Annotated in this window: 13 protein-coding genes; 4 read left to right on the forward strand and 9 right to left on the reverse strand. The window is 74.5% G+C overall.

Annotation, left to right across the window (positions count from 1 at the left end):
* Positions 1–150: 150 nt before the first annotated feature.
* From O7625_RS20600 to O7625_RS20610, 3 genes are all read left to right on the forward strand, one after another.
* On the forward strand, positions 151–1,413 hold the full coding sequence (locus tag O7625_RS20600; protein WP_282340725.1) for a cellulose-binding domain-containing protein: 1,263 nt from the start codon (positions 151–153) through the stop codon (positions 1,411–1,413).
* Between the two features lie 284 nt (positions 1,414–1,697).
* Positions 1,698–2,279, forward strand: a complete 582-nt coding sequence (locus tag O7625_RS20605; protein WP_282340726.1) for a ribonuclease domain-containing protein — start codon at positions 1,698–1,700, stop codon at positions 2,277–2,279.
* Between the two features lie 63 nt (positions 2,280–2,342).
* The gene (locus O7625_RS20610) at positions 2,343–2,774 is read left to right on the forward strand and encodes a barstar family protein (protein WP_282340727.1); all 432 of its coding nucleotides are present in this window, start codon (positions 2,343–2,345) and stop codon (positions 2,772–2,774) included.
* A gap of 142 nt (positions 2,775–2,916) precedes the next feature.
* Here the strand turns inward: O7625_RS20610 and O7625_RS20615 are convergent, their stop codons facing one another.
* From O7625_RS20615 to O7625_RS20625, 3 genes are all read right to left on the reverse strand, one after another.
* On the reverse strand, positions 2,917–3,633 hold the full coding sequence (locus O7625_RS20615) for an HD domain-containing protein (protein WP_282340728.1): 717 nt from the start codon (positions 3,631–3,633) through the stop codon (positions 2,917–2,919).
* Between the two features lie 60 nt (positions 3,634–3,693).
* Entirely contained in the window at positions 3,694–4,296 is a 603-nt protein-coding gene (locus O7625_RS20620) for an ATP-binding protein (protein WP_282340729.1), read from the reverse strand.
* A 192-nt stretch (positions 4,297–4,488) separates the two neighbouring features.
* Complete coding sequence (locus O7625_RS20625; RefSeq protein WP_282340730.1) at positions 4,489–4,791, reverse strand: helix-turn-helix transcriptional regulator; 303 nt, start codon at positions 4,789–4,791, stop codon at positions 4,489–4,491.
* A 65-nt stretch (positions 4,792–4,856) separates the two neighbouring features.
* On the opposite strand from O7625_RS20625, the gene map reads away from it, so the two are divergent.
* Complete coding sequence (gene map / locus O7625_RS20630) at positions 4,857–5,633, forward strand: type I methionyl aminopeptidase (protein ID WP_282340731.1); 777 nt, start codon at positions 4,857–4,859, stop codon at positions 5,631–5,633.
* Positions 5,634–5,715: 82 nt separating this feature from the next.
* On the opposite strand, the gene O7625_RS20635 is transcribed toward map, so the two are convergent.
* The 6 genes from O7625_RS20635 to O7625_RS20660 form a co-directional block, all read right to left on the reverse strand.
* Positions 5,716–7,071: a pectate lyase gene (locus O7625_RS20635; protein ID WP_282340732.1), complete on the reverse strand. Its 1,356-nt coding sequence runs from the start codon at positions 7,069–7,071 to the stop codon at positions 5,716–5,718.
* Between the two features lie 33 nt (positions 7,072–7,104).
* The gene (locus O7625_RS20640) at positions 7,105–8,364 is read right to left on the reverse strand and encodes a Gfo/Idh/MocA family oxidoreductase (RefSeq protein WP_348773961.1); all 1,260 of its coding nucleotides are present in this window, start codon (positions 8,362–8,364) and stop codon (positions 7,105–7,107) included.
* Positions 8,361–9,851: a mannitol dehydrogenase family protein gene (locus tag O7625_RS20645; protein ID WP_282340733.1), complete on the reverse strand. Its 1,491-nt coding sequence runs from the start codon at positions 9,849–9,851 to the stop codon at positions 8,361–8,363. Before O7625_RS20645 ends, O7625_RS20640 begins: the two co-directional genes overlap by 4 nt.
* Complete coding sequence (locus O7625_RS20650; protein WP_282340734.1) at positions 9,842–11,146, reverse strand: enolase C-terminal domain-like protein; 1,305 nt, start codon at positions 11,144–11,146, stop codon at positions 9,842–9,844. The genes O7625_RS20645 and O7625_RS20650 overlap by 10 nt, the downstream gene beginning before the upstream one ends.
* On the reverse strand, positions 11,143–12,567 hold the full coding sequence (uxaC, locus tag O7625_RS20655; RefSeq protein ID WP_282340735.1) for a glucuronate isomerase: 1,425 nt from the start codon (positions 12,565–12,567) through the stop codon (positions 11,143–11,145). The genes O7625_RS20650 and uxaC overlap by 4 nt, the downstream gene beginning before the upstream one ends.
* A 194-nt stretch (positions 12,568–12,761) precedes the next feature.
* Positions 12,762–14,090: a Gfo/Idh/MocA family oxidoreductase gene (locus O7625_RS20660; RefSeq protein ID WP_282340737.1), complete on the reverse strand. Its 1,329-nt coding sequence runs from the start codon at positions 14,088–14,090 to the stop codon at positions 12,762–12,764.
* Positions 14,091–14,276: the final 186 nt, after the last annotated feature.

Genomic DNA, 14,276 nt, shown 5'->3' on the forward strand with positions numbered 1-14,276 from the left:
CATTGGGTTCGGGTGCCGCCGAGTTGCCAGGCGGCTGTGTGGCCTGAGCCGGGCCGTTGTCCACGTGCCGACAAGGCATGTCGACGCGCGAGCGACGTCGTTGCTCCTGCGCCGTCGGTGTATTTCCGATGGCCAGCCGGAAGGACCCCTGTGAGGATTTCCCGTACCCGCATCACCGCCGCCGTGGCCGCCACCGTCACGCTGGCGGCGGCCGTCACCACCGTGCTCGCCGGCACCGCCTCGGCCGCCCAGGGCTGCCGGATCGACTACCAGCCCAACGAGTGGACCGGCGGTTTCACCGCCAACGTCCGGGTCTCCCCGGGCGACACCGCCCTGAGCAGTTGGACCGTCACCTGGTCCTACCCGGGCGGGCAGCGGCTCACCGGTGGCTGGAACGCCCAGGTCAGCCAGGCCGGCACGGAGGTCACCGCCCGTAACGCCGCCTGGAACGGCAGCGTCCCGGCGGGCGGCTCCACCGAGTTCGGCGTCCAGGGCACCAGCACCTCGGGTTCCGCCGCGCCGACCGGGTTCACGCTCAACGGCGTACCGTGCAACGGCGCTCCGCCGCCGACCACCACGCCGCCGCCCACGACAATCCCGCCCAAGACGCCGCCGCCGACCACCCCACCGCCCACTACGCCGCCGCCCACGACGCCGCCCCCGACCACGCCGCCCCCGACCACCCCGCCTCCGACGACGCCGCCGCCGACCACCCCGCCGCCGGCCGGGTGCGCCGGTGCGGTGCTCTGTGACGGGTTCGAGAACCAGACCGGCTCGACGCCGGCCGGCGACTGGAGCGTGGTCAACCCGGACTGCTCCGGGGCGGGCCGGGCGGCGGTGGACACGACGACCACGCACAGTGGCAGCCGCTCGCTGCGGATCGACGGTGCGGCGGGCTACTGCAACCACGTCTTCGTCCGGTCCACCAGGGACCTCAGCGCCGTGGGCACGGTCCGCTACGGTCGGATCTGGCTGCGCCACACCACCGCCCTGCCGACCCAGCACGTCACCATGACGGCGATGACCGACGCCGCCGACGGCAACAAGGACCTGCGGATGGGCGGCCAGAACGGCGCGTTGCAGTGGAACCGGGCCTCCGACGACGCGACCCTGCCGGAGCAGAGCCCGTCCGGGGTGGCGTTGAGCGTGCCGCTGCCCACCGGGCGCTGGACGTGCCTGGAGTTCATGGTCGACGGCAACCAGGGGCAGTTGCGGACCTGGCTCGACGGCACCGCCGTCACCGGCCTGACCGCCGACGGGGTGCCCACCCATGACATCGACGGCCAGTGGTACAACCGCACCTGGCGGCCCCGGCTGACCGACCTGAAGCTGGGCTGGGAGAGCTACGGCGAGGGCGCGGACACCATCTGGTACGACGACGTGGCGCTGGGCAGCAGCCGGATCGGCTGCTGAGCCCACCGGGGCCGGGCGGCTCTGATCGGCCCGCCCGGCCCCGCGACCCGGTCTTCCCGCCCGGCCGTAGGTGGCTGGCCGGGTTGCCGGCCCTGGGTGGGCGATCGGGGTGTCTGGCCGGTCGACCATTCAGCCTGCGGTGGCGTGCCGATCATGGCGCGTTCATCCACGGTTGCCAGGCTGACCTCTGGTCGGCGGGGTTCGTCTCCCGCCAGAATGTGGCTGATCGGGATAACCATCCCGATCGATGCATTCCTGTCGGCCCCCGCGACCCGGAGGACCCGTTGCGCACTCCCGCGAACCCCGTCACCGCCACCGCCGCCACTGCCGTCGTCACCGCCACCGGCGCGACTGTCACGGCCCCCGCCTCGATCGCCCCCGCCCCGATCCCCGTCACCCCTGTCGGCGTCCCGATCGCTGCCACCGCCGGTGTCGTTCCGACCCGCCGTACCCGGCCCGGCCGGCTGCTGGGCACGTTCGCCCTGCTGACCGCGATGATCGCGGCGGTGCTGGTCGGGCCGTCCGTGGTGGCGCCGAGGCTGACCGACCCCGCCTCGGCGGCGGTCTACGGCTCCTGCACGATGTCCCGCTGCGCGGACGCCCGCGCCGCCCGCTCCGGCTGGTCGGCCAAGGGCTTCCCCACCAGCCGGGGCTGGTACGCCTGGAGCGGCGGGCTGTCGAACTTCGCCGGTGGCCAGTTCCACAACTACGAGGGCCAGCTCCCCGGCAACGCCACCTACCACGAGTACGACGTCTACCCGCGGGTCTCCGGCGCGGCGCGGGACGCGTACCGCATCGTGGTGAACAGGAGCACCGGGGCGACCTGGTTCTCGCCCGACCACTACGCGAACTTCTACCGGATCTGACCGAGGACCATCGGGGTGGGGCGGTCCGCCGACCCCACCCCGGGGTGAGCAGGAGGATGCACGATGACCGGACAGCGCCAGCCCGGGTGGCTGCGGGTGACCGACGAGACACCACCGTCGGGAGCCCCGACGCCGTCGGTCACCGTGGCCGGGGCGGTGGCCCGTACCCGCGCCACGCTGTTCGACGCCCTCACCGACGCCCTCGACCTGCCCGGACACTTCGGCCGCAACTGGGACGCGCTCGCCGACGTGCTGGCCGACCGGCTCGACGTCGGCCCGCTCACCCTGGAGGTGACCGAGGCGGGCCTGTTGCTGGCCGACGAGCCGCCCGGCCAACTCGGCACGTTGCTCGACGTGGTCGGCGGGGTCTCGGCCGGTGCCCGGGAGCCGGTCCGGCTGGTGTTGCGGGACACCCCGCAGCGGCTGCCCGCCCTGCGGGACCGGCTCGCCGCCGTGCTCGGCGGGTGCGGGGTGGCCATCCCACCTCGCGCCTGACCGCGCCCTTGGCATCGACGCCGAGCGCCGGGGGGGCGGTGCGCCGAGCACAGGGAGTGCGGTGCGCCGAGCACTGGGGGTGCGCTGTGCCGAGCGGCGGGGGTGCGGTGTGCCGGGCACCGGGGGTGTGGTGCGGCGCGGGTCAGCCGGCGTGGTCGAGGATCGCGCTGAAGCGCTCCTCGGCCAGGTCGAGCTGGGCGAAGATGTGCCGCTTCACCGGCGCCGACAGCGGGGTGTCGGGTCGGGCGATCAGCTCCCGGAAGACCGGCACCAGCGGCCGGTACTTCGCCGCCGAGCGGGCCACCTTCGGCCCGACCGCGTAGACCACCCCCACGCCGTTGTCGGTGAAGTCGGAGATCTTGATGACCCGGGCCCACGGCTCCCGGTCCAGGCTGGCCGCGACGTGCTCGCGGTACTGCACGTGCGGATCCCGCTCCGGGTCGTACACCGGATTGGTGACCGCGGCGACCAGCCGGGACACCCGCGCCCCGAACCGGTCGGTCAGGGTGGCCAGCGCGGCCGCCGTCGGGTCGGCGGCCCCGGCGCCGGCCAGCTCCCCCGGGTGGTCCTCCACCGCGTCGTGCAGCAGCCCGGCGACGATCACGTCGGCGTCGCGCACCCGGTAGTGGTGGACCATCCGGATCGACACCCGCAACAGGTGGTTGAGGTACGGCTCCCGGGACCGGCGGTCCTCGCGGTGCAGCTCGGCGGCGAGGTCCAGGGCGGTGGTCAGCCGGTCCTGCTCGGCCGCCGGGAAGGCCGGCAGCTCCAGCCGGAACCGGGCCAGCAGACCCGGCTCACCGTGCAGCTCGGTGATCGCGTGCAGCGGCATGGTGGCGAGGTACGGCGGGAACTCCATGGCCTACTTATAGCCGATCTTCACTGCCACCCTGATCCTGTCGTCGGGCATGTGACCGCATCATCCCAGGTCGGCGAGGTGCTTGACCAGCCGTACCGTCGTCCCCTCGGGCGTGCCGTCGATGCGTGCCTCGTCCATCAGCCGCGTCATGATCAATTCGCCCCGGCCCCGGTCTCCACCGTCCGCGCGGGGGCCACGCCAGCCGCCGGTGTCGGAGACCTCGATCTCCAACCGGTCGCCGCGCAGCCGTCCCCGCACCAGGACGGTCGACCCGGCGGCGAACCGGTAGCCGTGCTCGATGGCGTTGGCGCACGCCTCACCGACGGCGATCAGCGCCACCTCCACGTCCGCCTCGCCCGCACCGAGCGTGGTCAGCCACGCCCGCAACGCCTCCCGGGTGGGGGAGAGCTGCGCCGGATCGGCGTCCAGCGCGGCCCGGAACGCCGGTGGCGCGTCACGGTCCACCGTGTCGTTCGGCGGTGCGGCACCGGCCGGTGGTGTGGTGCCGGCGGGCGGTGCGGTGCCGGCTCGCGGGGTGGTGCGGTGCGGGTCGGCCGGTGGCGTGGGGTCGGTCGGCGGGGTGGTGCCGCCAGGGTCGTCCGCCGGGAGGAGGTGGGCCGGCGGGTCCGGGAAGCCCGCGTCCCTGTCGCGTCCACCCGTCACCCGGGTTCACCTCCCGCTGATCCGCGTCGCCGGGGCCGGGGAGCCCGGGCCGTCACCCCGGGCCATTCTCCCTGCCCCGGCTAGTCGCCGAGCGCCGGCCCCGGTTCGTCGCCGAGCGCCGGCCCCGGTTCGTCGCCGAGCGCCGGCCCCGGACGGACAGCGGCGGGTGGCGCGCGGTGGGGCGGCAACGGGCTACGAGGCCAGCCGGTGGCCGGGGTCACGGGCCGGGCCGGCGAGGTCGACCGCGCCGTCGGACCGGTTGATCTCCGACCAGACCGCGTCGAGGGAGAGGCCGAGCACGTCGGCGAGGACCGCGATGGTCGGGAAGGCCGGGGTGGCCACCCGGCCGGACTCGATCTTCCGGAGCGTCTCCGGGGAGAGCCCGGCGGCCAGGGCGGTGGTGAGCATCGAGCGCTGGCCCCGGGCGCGGCGCAGCAGGGCACCGAGGCGTCGTCCGCGTGCCACCTCTGCGGGAGTGAGCGGCAACCTGACCATGACGACGATTCTAGTACCGGGATAATATGGCCGGGATATTTATTGGTAGTCCGAGGGGGCGCTGCATGATCGAGATCCTGAACGCCGAAGACGTGCGGCGGGCGCGGGACACCGGCGCCCTGGTCGCCGAGATCCTCCAGACACTGAAGGGCCGCAGCGCGGTCGGCACCAACCTCCTGGAGATCGACGAGTGGGCGCGCCAGATGATCGTCGAGGCCGGCGCGCAGTCCTGCTACGTCGACTACGAGCCGTCCTTCGGGCGCGGCCCGTTCGGCCACTACATCTGCACGTCGGTCAACGACGCGGTGCTGCACGGGCTGCCGCACGACTATCCGCTCGCCGACGGTGACCTGCTCTCCCTCGACCTCGCGGTCTCCCTCGGCGGGGTGGTCGCCGACTCGGCCGTCAGCTTCGTGGTCGGTGACAGCCGGCCCCCGGAGAGCGTCGCGCTGATCGACGCGACCGAACGCGCGCTGCGTGCCGGGATCGCCGCCGCCGGCCCCGGCGCCCGCGTCGGCGACGTCTCGCACGCCATCGGCACGGTGCTCGGCGCGGCGGGCTACCAGGTCAACACCGAGTTCGGCGGGCACGGCGTCGGCTCGACGATGCACCAGGATCCGCACGTCTCCAACTCCGGCCGCCCCGGTCGCGGCTACCGGTTGCGCCCCGGGCTGCTGCTGGCCCTGGAACCCTGGGTGATGGCCGACACCGCCACCCTGGTCACCGACGCCGACGGCTGGACGCTGCGCAGCGCCACCGGCTGCCGGACGGCGCACAGCGAGCACACCATCGCCATCACCTCCGACGGCGCCGAGGTGCTCACCAGGCCGGCGACCTCCTGATCCGTCCGCGCGCCGGTGCGGCCGGCGCTTCCGGTCGGGCCGGCCCGCACCCCGGCGGTGGTCCGACCCGACCGGAAGGGGCTCACAGCGGCAGTCGACCGGCCCCGGCGAACGGCCCCACCACGAGCGGCACCAGCGGCGCGGGCACCGCCTGCGGCGCCCGCAGGGCCGGCGTCCACCCGGCGTCGCCGCCCAGGTCCGGATCGTGGGTCGCGTTGTACGCGGCCACCAGGTCGACCGGGCGGGGCAGCGCGCGGTCGGCGTCCACCCAGTTGCCCCGGGTGGTGACGGCGGTGCCACCCCAGTCGTACAGCAGGTCGCCGGGGGCGATGCCGGCGTCGAGGGTGAAGAAGTTGTTCTCCACGTACGCGGCGGACTGCACCCCCACCCCGATCGCGTACACGAAGTCGTCGCCGCCCAGCCGGTACCAGTTGTTGTAGACGTCGACCTGGCCGAAGCGCACCCGGGGCAGCCGCTGGAGGACCCGGTCGAACAGGTTGTGGTGCAGCGTCACCTTCAACCGGCCGACGTCCGGCCCGACGGTGTTGGACGAGCCGATCAGCATCAGCTTGTCCCTCCCGGTGAACCGGTTGTAGGAGGCGGTCACCAGGCTGGCGGTGTGGGTGACGTCCAGCGACCCGTCGTGCACCTGGTAGGGCCGGCCGAAGTGGACCGGCTGGGCGCTGTCCGGGTTGTCGCCGTCGGTGAACGTGTTGTGGTCGACCCAGACGTGCTCGCTGCGGCGTACCGAGATCTGGTCGTACTGGGAGTTCCAGTTGCCGGTCGCGCCGTCGGTCGGCGACCAGGCCGGGAAGCAGTCCCGGGCGTCGTCGAAGGTCAGGTTGCGGACGATCACGTTGCTGGCCCCGTCGATCATCAGGGTCAGTCCGGTGAGGACGGCCCCGTGCCGGCCGACGATGGTGGTGTTGGGGCCCACGTTGATCTGCGTCTGCCGGGTCTGGTTGGCCACCGAGCGCACCCGGGCGGCCTCCAGCGCCCCGGTCGGCGGCACCATGCCCCACACCGCCGGGTCGTACGCGGCCAGGTAGGCCGGCAGGCTGTACTCCGGGTCGGCCAGGTCGGCGCAGCCGAGCAGGTGACCGTCGTCGGCGGCGAACCCGTCGACGGTGCCGTCCACGACGATCACCTTCGGGGTGGCGTTGCTCTTGTTGGTGGCGTTGTCGCCGCCCAGCGCCCGGACCAGGTCGGCCCGGCTGCGCACCAGGTGGACCTGGTCCGGGGCGGCCGCCGCCCCGCCGGTGGTGCCGGGGCCGTCGGCCGCCCAGCCGTCACCGGCCGGCAGGGTCTGCCGGGCCAGCCGCTCGACCACCCGGGGCACCCCGTCGGTGGTCAGGCCGGGTGCGGCGTGGGCCGCCGTGCCCGAGGTCAGCAGGAGGGAGAGGGCGACCAGGGCCGCCCCGGTGGTTCGTGGACGCATGGGACTCTCCGGAAGGTGGTGGTGGATGGTGCGTCAGTCGTCCAGCGCCGCCAGCTCCGTACACACCGGCGGCACCGCCCACGGCACGGCCAGCTCCGACAGCAGCGCGCCCTGCTCGGCGGCCCGGCGCAGCAGCGCGTTGATCCCGCGTACCGTCACCACCCGCTCCGGCCCGCTGCCGGTCACCGTGACCAGGTCGCCGTCGAGCAGGGTCGGCTCGGGGGCCTGCCGCACCCGCTCCAGCACGGCGGTGAACGGCGCGGTCCGGGCCAGCGGGGCGATCAGCGGGGTGCCGGCCGGGTCGGCGCGGTGGGCGAGCAGGTTCTCCAGCAGCCCCCGCCGCCCCGGCACCTCCCGGGGTTCCGGGTCGCCGGGCAGCAGCAGCCGGTCGGTCGGGTACTCCAGCACCGCCCGCCCGGCGGTGCCGGTGACGATCACCTCGCCGGCGACGAAGTCCTCCCCGGCCAGGGTCACCGCCGCCACGATCGGCGGCCCGCCGGGGGTGACGATCCGCAGCGTGGCGGTGTCGTCGACCTCGATCGGCCGGACCCGGTAGCGCTCCAGCTCGATCCGGGACGGCCGGACCGGCGTGCCGGTCACCGTCTCGGCCACCGCCAGGCACTGCATCACCGCGTGCGCGAGCGGGTTGGCCAGCGCCCCGTCCAGCACCGGTCGACCGTGCAGGGTGCGCCGGCCGGCCCACGGGGAGCGGGCGTAGTAGCCGTCCGGCCGTTGCCAGGCGGCGACCGTGCCGATGCCGGTGACGGTGCCGAGCCGGCCCTGCCCGACGGCGGCCGACAGCTCGGCCAGCGCCACCGAACCGAGCGCCTGGAAGCCCACCTGGCAGGCCCGGCCGGTGGCGGCCAGCACCCCGGCCAGCTCCCGGTGCTCGGCGGTGGACAGCACCGGGGGCTTCTCCAGCAGCAGGTCCGCACCGGCGGCGAGGACGTCCAGGGCGATCGGCAGGTGGGTGTGCGGCGGGGTGCACACGATCACCACGTCCGGTCGGGCGGCGGCGAGCATCTCCCGGTGGTCGGTGTGCACGCCGACCCCGGGTGGGACCGGTGCCGCCGGCTCGTCGGCGACCGGTTGGACGTCCACGAGCGCCACCAGCCGCAGTCGCCCGGCCGCGTGCAGCGGGGCGACGGTCCGCCGGTGCCAGCGGCCGTGCCCGTTCGCGCCGACGATCGCCACCCGGGGCACGGCGGTCGGCGACGCCCCGGTGACCGGATAGGCCGGTGCGCCCCGGGCGGTCGTCCCGTCGGCGGCGGCCGGCGGCAGCGGGGCGGTCACGCCGCTCCCGCCAGGACCGCCGGGACGCCGTGCGTGCGCAGTGCGCCGAGCCACCCGGCGACGTCGGCGCGGAACCCGTCGTCGTCGGCGAGCGCGGCCGGGAAGACCTCGGAGAGCGCGAACAGCGCCCCGACCGTGCCGGCGGGGGTGCCGTCGGCGGCGGCGAGCGCGGTGGTGATCCGCCCGGCCAGCGGGTCGTCCAGCGGCAGTACCGTGCCGTCGTCGGCCTGCCCGTCGAGGAACCGCAGCCAGGCCGCCACGACCAGCGCCGACCAGTACGCCGACCGGCCCTGCGCCCGCAGGTCGGCGGCGGTGTGCAGGACCCGCTGCGGCAGCTTCTGCGAGCCGTCCATCGCCACCTGGAGGGTGCGGTGCCGGATCGCCGGGTTGGCGAACCGGGCCAGCACCTCGTCGCCGTAGTCGGTGACCCGTACCCCGTCGGGTGGGGTGAAGCTGGCGGCCACGTCGTCGGCGACGAACCGGCGCAGCACGTCGGTCAGGCCGGGCAGCGCCAGCGCGTCCGCGATCGTCTCGCGGCCGGCCACCGCCCCCAGGTAGGCCACCGCCGAGTGCACGCCGTTGAGGCTGCGCAGCTTCAGCCGCTCCCACGGCCCGGCGTCGGTGGTGAGCACCGCGCCGGCCCGCTCCCACCGCGGCCGGCCGCCGGGGAAGTCGTCCTCGACCACCCACTGGAGGTACGGCTCGGCGGCCACCGCCGCCAGGTCGGCCACCCCCAGCGCGGCGCGGGCGTCGGCGAGGGTCGCGTCGGTGCTGGCCGGGACGATCCGGTCCACCATCGTGCCGGGGAAGCTCACCTGCCCGGCGAGCGAGTCCAGCACGGCGTCCGACGCCCCGGCCAGGGTCAACGCCTGCAGCACCAGGCTGTGCAGCCGGCTCCCGTTCGCCGGCAGGTTGTCGCAGCTGACCAGCGCGATCGGGCCAGCCTGGGCGGCGGCACGGGCGAGCAGCCCGCGCACCAGCAGGCCGGGCACGGTGACCGGGGGCCGGTCGGTGGTCAGGTCGAGGGTCAGCTCCGGGTCGGCGCGCAACGCCCCGGAGACCGGGTCGAGCTGGTAGGCCTTCTCGGTCACCGTCAGCGTCACCACCCGGATCGCCGGGTCGGCCAGCAGCGCGACCACCGCCGCCGGGTCGCTGGCCGCGTGCCGTACCCCGGCCAACGCGCCGACCACCCGGGTCTGCGACCGGTCGGCGGCCAGCGTGGTGACGCTGAACAGGGCGTCCTGCGCGGCGAGGGCCTCGACCAGCGCGGTGCTGCGCGGGGCGACGCCGACGATGCCCCAGTCGCCGCCGGCCGCGTCGATCGCCGCCTCGGTGTAGACCGCCTGGTGGGCGCGGTGGAACGCGCCCAGTCCGAGGTGGACGATGCCGGCCGGCACGGTGCCCGGCCGGACCAGCGGCCGGCTCTGCGCGGGCAGCCGGTGCAGGGTGGCCAGGCCCAGCCGGTCGGTGTCCCCGTTCACCGCCATGCCGGCCCGTCCGGGAAACGGAACCGGGCGATCGACTCGGGACGCATGGCGGCGCTGTAGCCGGGCGCGGTGGGCAGCAGGTACCGGCCGCCCCGGGTGCGGACCGGGTCGACGAAGTGCTCGTGCAGGTGGTCGACGTACTCGACCATCCGTCCGTCCAGGCTGGTGCCGACCCGCAGGTAGTCGAAGATCGCCAGGTGCTGCACGTACTCGCAGAGGCCGACGCCACCGGCGTGCGGGCAGACCGGCACCCCGAACTTCGCCGCCAGCAGGATCTCGGCCAGCACCTCGTTGACCCCGGCGACCCGGCAGGCGTCGATCTGCATCACCCCGATCGCCTCGGCCTGGAGCAGCTGCTTGAAGATCACCCGGTTGGCGGCCACCTCGCCGGTGGCGACCCGGCACCGGCCGTCGGTCAGCCCGGTCACCGCGCGGGCGATCCGGGCGTGGCCGAGGATGTCGTCGGCGTGCGTCGGCTCCTCGATCCAGTAGGGGTCGACCTCGGCCAGCGCGGTCATGTTGGTGATCGCCTCGTCGACGTCCCACACCTGGTTGGCATCCATCATCAGCAGCGCGTCCGGGCCGATCTCGGCCCGGATGATCCGCGCCCGGCGCAGGTCGTCGGCGGGCGGGCCGCCGACCTTCATCTTCATCGCCCGCCACCCCTGCGCGTACGCCTCGCGGGTCAGTGCCCGCACCTTCTCGTCCGGGTACCCCAACCACCCCACCGACGTGGTGTACGACGGGAAACCGTCCTGCTCCAGCACGGCGAGCCGGTCCGCCGCCCCGACCAGCCCCTTGTCGAGCAGGGTGGCCGCCTCGTCGGGGGTGAGCGCGTCGGTGATGTGGTGGAAGTCGACGTTGGCGACCAGCTCGTCGGTGGACAGCTCGGCGAGGTAGCGCCACATCGGCTTGCCGGCCAGCTTGGCCCGCAGGTCCCAGACCGCGTTGACCAGCGCCCCGGCGGCCATGTGGATGACCCCCTTCTCCGGCCCCAGCCAGCGCAGCTGCACGTCGGCGGTGAGCGAGCGCCAGAACGCCACCGGCTCGGCCGCGATCTCCTCGACGGTGCGCCCACGCACGTGGTGGGCGAGGGCCTCGATCGCCGCGCAGGTGATCTCGTTGCCCCGGCCGTTGGTGAAGGTGAACCCGGCCCCCGTCGGGCCGTCGTCGGTGCGCAGCTCGACGTAGCTGGCCGAGTAGTCACCCCGGTTGATCGCGTCGGAGCCGTCGCCGGCCGCCGCGGTGGGGAAGCGGACGTCGTGCACGTCGACGTCGGTGATCCTGGTGCTCATGCGGACCCCTCGAACTTGAAGACCTTCTTGGGCAGCCGGTACGCCAGGTCGACGACCGTCTCGGCGGCCTCGGCCTCGCTCAGCCGGTGCTCGGCGACGAGGCGGGCCAGGAAACCGGCGTCGATCCGGCGGGCCACGTCGTGGCGGACCGGGATGGAGCAGAACGCGCGGGTGTCGTCGACGAACCCGGCGGTGTTGTAGAACCCGGCGGACTCGGTGACCGCCTCCCGGAACCGGCGCAGCACCTCCGGGGAGTCCAGGAACCACCAGGGCGCGCCGAGGTAGAGCGCGGCGTAGCCGCCGGCCAGCGGGGCCAGCTCCCGGGTGAAGGTGTACTCGTCGAGGGTGTAGAGCACCACCCGCAGTCGGGGGTCGTTGCCGTACGCGTCGAGCAGCGGGGCCAGCGCGTGGACGTACTCGGTGGCGTGCGGGACGTCCCCGCCGACGTCGCGCCCGTGGGTGGCGTACAGCCGGCGGTTGTGGTTGCGGACCGCGCCGGGGTGCAGTTGCAGCACCAGGCCGTCGTCCAGCGACATCCGGGCGAACTCCACCAGCATGTGCGCCCGGAACGCCTCGGCGTCGGCGGCGTCGGCCAGCCCGCGCCGGCCCCGGTCGTAGAGCCGCGCCGCCTCGTCGGCGGTCAGTGCCAGCGTCCGGGCGGTGGGGTGGCCGTGGTCGGAGGAGGTCGCGCCGGCCGCGACGAACGCCGCCCGGCGGGCGCGCAGCGCGTCCAGGTAGCCGGCGTACGTGCCGGTGTCCACGCCGGCCACCTCGCCGAGCCGGGCCACGTTGTCGGCCCAGCCGTCGAACTCCATGTCGACGACGTTGTCCGGCCGGAACGTGGTGACCACCCGGCCGCCCGGCCCGCCCCAACCGTCGGCGGCGAGCTTGGCGTGCCGGCCGAGGTCGTCCAGGGGCGACTCGGTGGTGGCCAGCACCTCGATCCGGAACCGTTCGAACAGCGCCCGGGGCCGGTACTCCGGCTCGGCCAGCCGGGCGGCCAGCTCGTCGTAGACGGCGTCGGCGGTGGCCGGGGTCAGCGCGGTGTCCACCCCGAACACCTCGCTGAAGGTGCGTTCCAGCCACAGCCGGGACGGGGTGCCCCGGAACAGGTGCCAGTGTGCGGCGAAGCGTCGCCAGATCGTCCGGCCGTCGGTCTCCACCGGGCTGCCGTCGACGCTGGGCACGCCCAGCTCGGCCGGGGGGACGCCCTGGCTGAGCAGCATCCGGGTGAGGTAGTGGTCGGGCACGATGAGCAGCCGGGCCGGGTCCGGGAAGGGCTGGTCCTCGGCCAGCAGCGCCGGGTCGACGTGCCCGTGCGGCGAGATGATCGGCTGCGGCCCGGCCAGGGCGTACAGCTCGCGGGCGATCGCCCGGACGCCCGGGTCGGTCGGCAGGAGCAGATCAGGAGAGGTCGGCACGGCGGAGGACTCCTCGGTTGCGGGCGACGGGTCGGCGGTCCGGGGCAGGTCGGGCGGGGTCGGCGGGCGGTCGGGGCAGGTTGGGCGGGGCAGGTCGGGCGGGGTCGACGGGCGGTCGGGGCAGGGACGGCCGGTCGGGTCGGCGGGACGGCGGCGGGCGGTCGGGGTGACCGGTCGGGTCGGCGGGACGGCGGTCAGGGCAGGGTGAGCAGGTCGGCGACGCGGACCGGGTCGCCGGTGGCGAAGGAGCGGTTGGCGGCCAGGCCGGTGAGCAGGGCGAGCGCCCCGTCGCGGGCGGTGGCGGCCCGGTCCAGCGGGTCCGGCTCACCGCCGAAGATCACCCGGGTCATCCGGGCGTCCGCGCCGCCGTGGCCCTGTCGGGTGTAGCCCTCGACCGGGATCCGGGTGGGCGGGCTCCAGAACGGGCGCAGGGTGAGGGTCGCCGCGCCGTTCTCGGCGGCGGCCTCGTCGCCGTGCAGGGCAGCGCCCTTGAGCGCACCGGCGGCGGCCGGGCTGACGAAGTCGCTCTCGGTGACCTCCAGTTCGAGCCGGCCCCGGCTGCCGTTGACCATCACCCGGTAGCCCTCCCAGGGGGCGTACGCGGTGAGGTGGTAGGTCATCGTCGCGCCGGTGGAGTAGCGGGCCAGCACCGCCATGTCGTCCTCGATGGTGACGCCGGGGGCGAAGACGTTCTGGTCGCGGTGGTAGCCGTCCTCGGCCTCGGCGTCGAGGTACAGCTCGCGTAGCCGGGGGTGTTCGGCCAGCCGCAGGGCGAACGGGTCGTCGGTGGCGGCCGGGGAGTCGTGCGCCCGGTCGTAGTCGCGGGCGTAACCGTGCCGCCGGCCCCCGTCGCCGTAGAAGAACAGCCGGCCGGCGGCGTAGACCTCGACCGGGGTGGCGTCGAGCCACCAGTTGACCAGGTCGAAGTGGTGGCTGGCCTTGTGCACCATCAGCCCGCCGGAGCTGGCCTTGTCCCGGTGCCAGCGGCGGAAGTAGTCCGCGCCGTGCCGCACGTCGAGCAGCCACTCGAAGTGCACCGAGCCGATCTCGCCGACCGCGCCGTCGGCGAGCAGCCGGCGGACCTGCTCGTGCAACGGGTTGTAGCGGTAGTTGAAGGCGACGGTGACCTGCCGGCCGGTCTCGGCGACCGCGTCGAGGATCCGCCGGCAGCGGGCCGCGTCGACGGTCATCGGCTTCTCGGTGACCACGTCGCAGCCGGCCCGCAGGGCCGCCACGATGTACTCGTCGTGGGTGACGTCGACGCTGGTCACCAGCACCACGTCGACCCGTTCCCGGGCGAGCATGGCGGCGAAGTCGTCGGCCCGGTAGGTGGGCACGGCCGGGTGGCCCAGCTCGGCCAGCCACCGGTTGTGGGCGTCCATCCGGGTCTGGTTGACGTCGGCGAAGGCGACCAGTGCGGCGGTGTCGGCGTGCTCGGTGACCAGGGCCCGGACGAACATCTCGGCCCGCGCCCCGGTGCCGACCAGGGCGTGTCGACGGCGGTGCGCGGTTGGTGGTGACATCGGGTGGTCCTCCCGGCGGCTGCTGCAAAGGTTTGCAGTGAAGAAACCACGATGATGAAGACGACGTCAACGATCGATGCCAATCCCGCGTTATAGATCCCGATTCGTGGGCTTAAGGGGGCATGGGGAGAGCCTCCCTGCAATCGATCCGTAACGAACTCCCGTTGACAGTGGAGCAACCGTTTG

Origin of the sequence: Micromonospora sp. WMMD714 (genome assembly GCF_029581315.1) — a bacterium.
Lineage (GTDB): Bacteria > Actinomycetota > Actinomycetes > Mycobacteriales > Micromonosporaceae > Micromonospora > Micromonospora rifamycinica.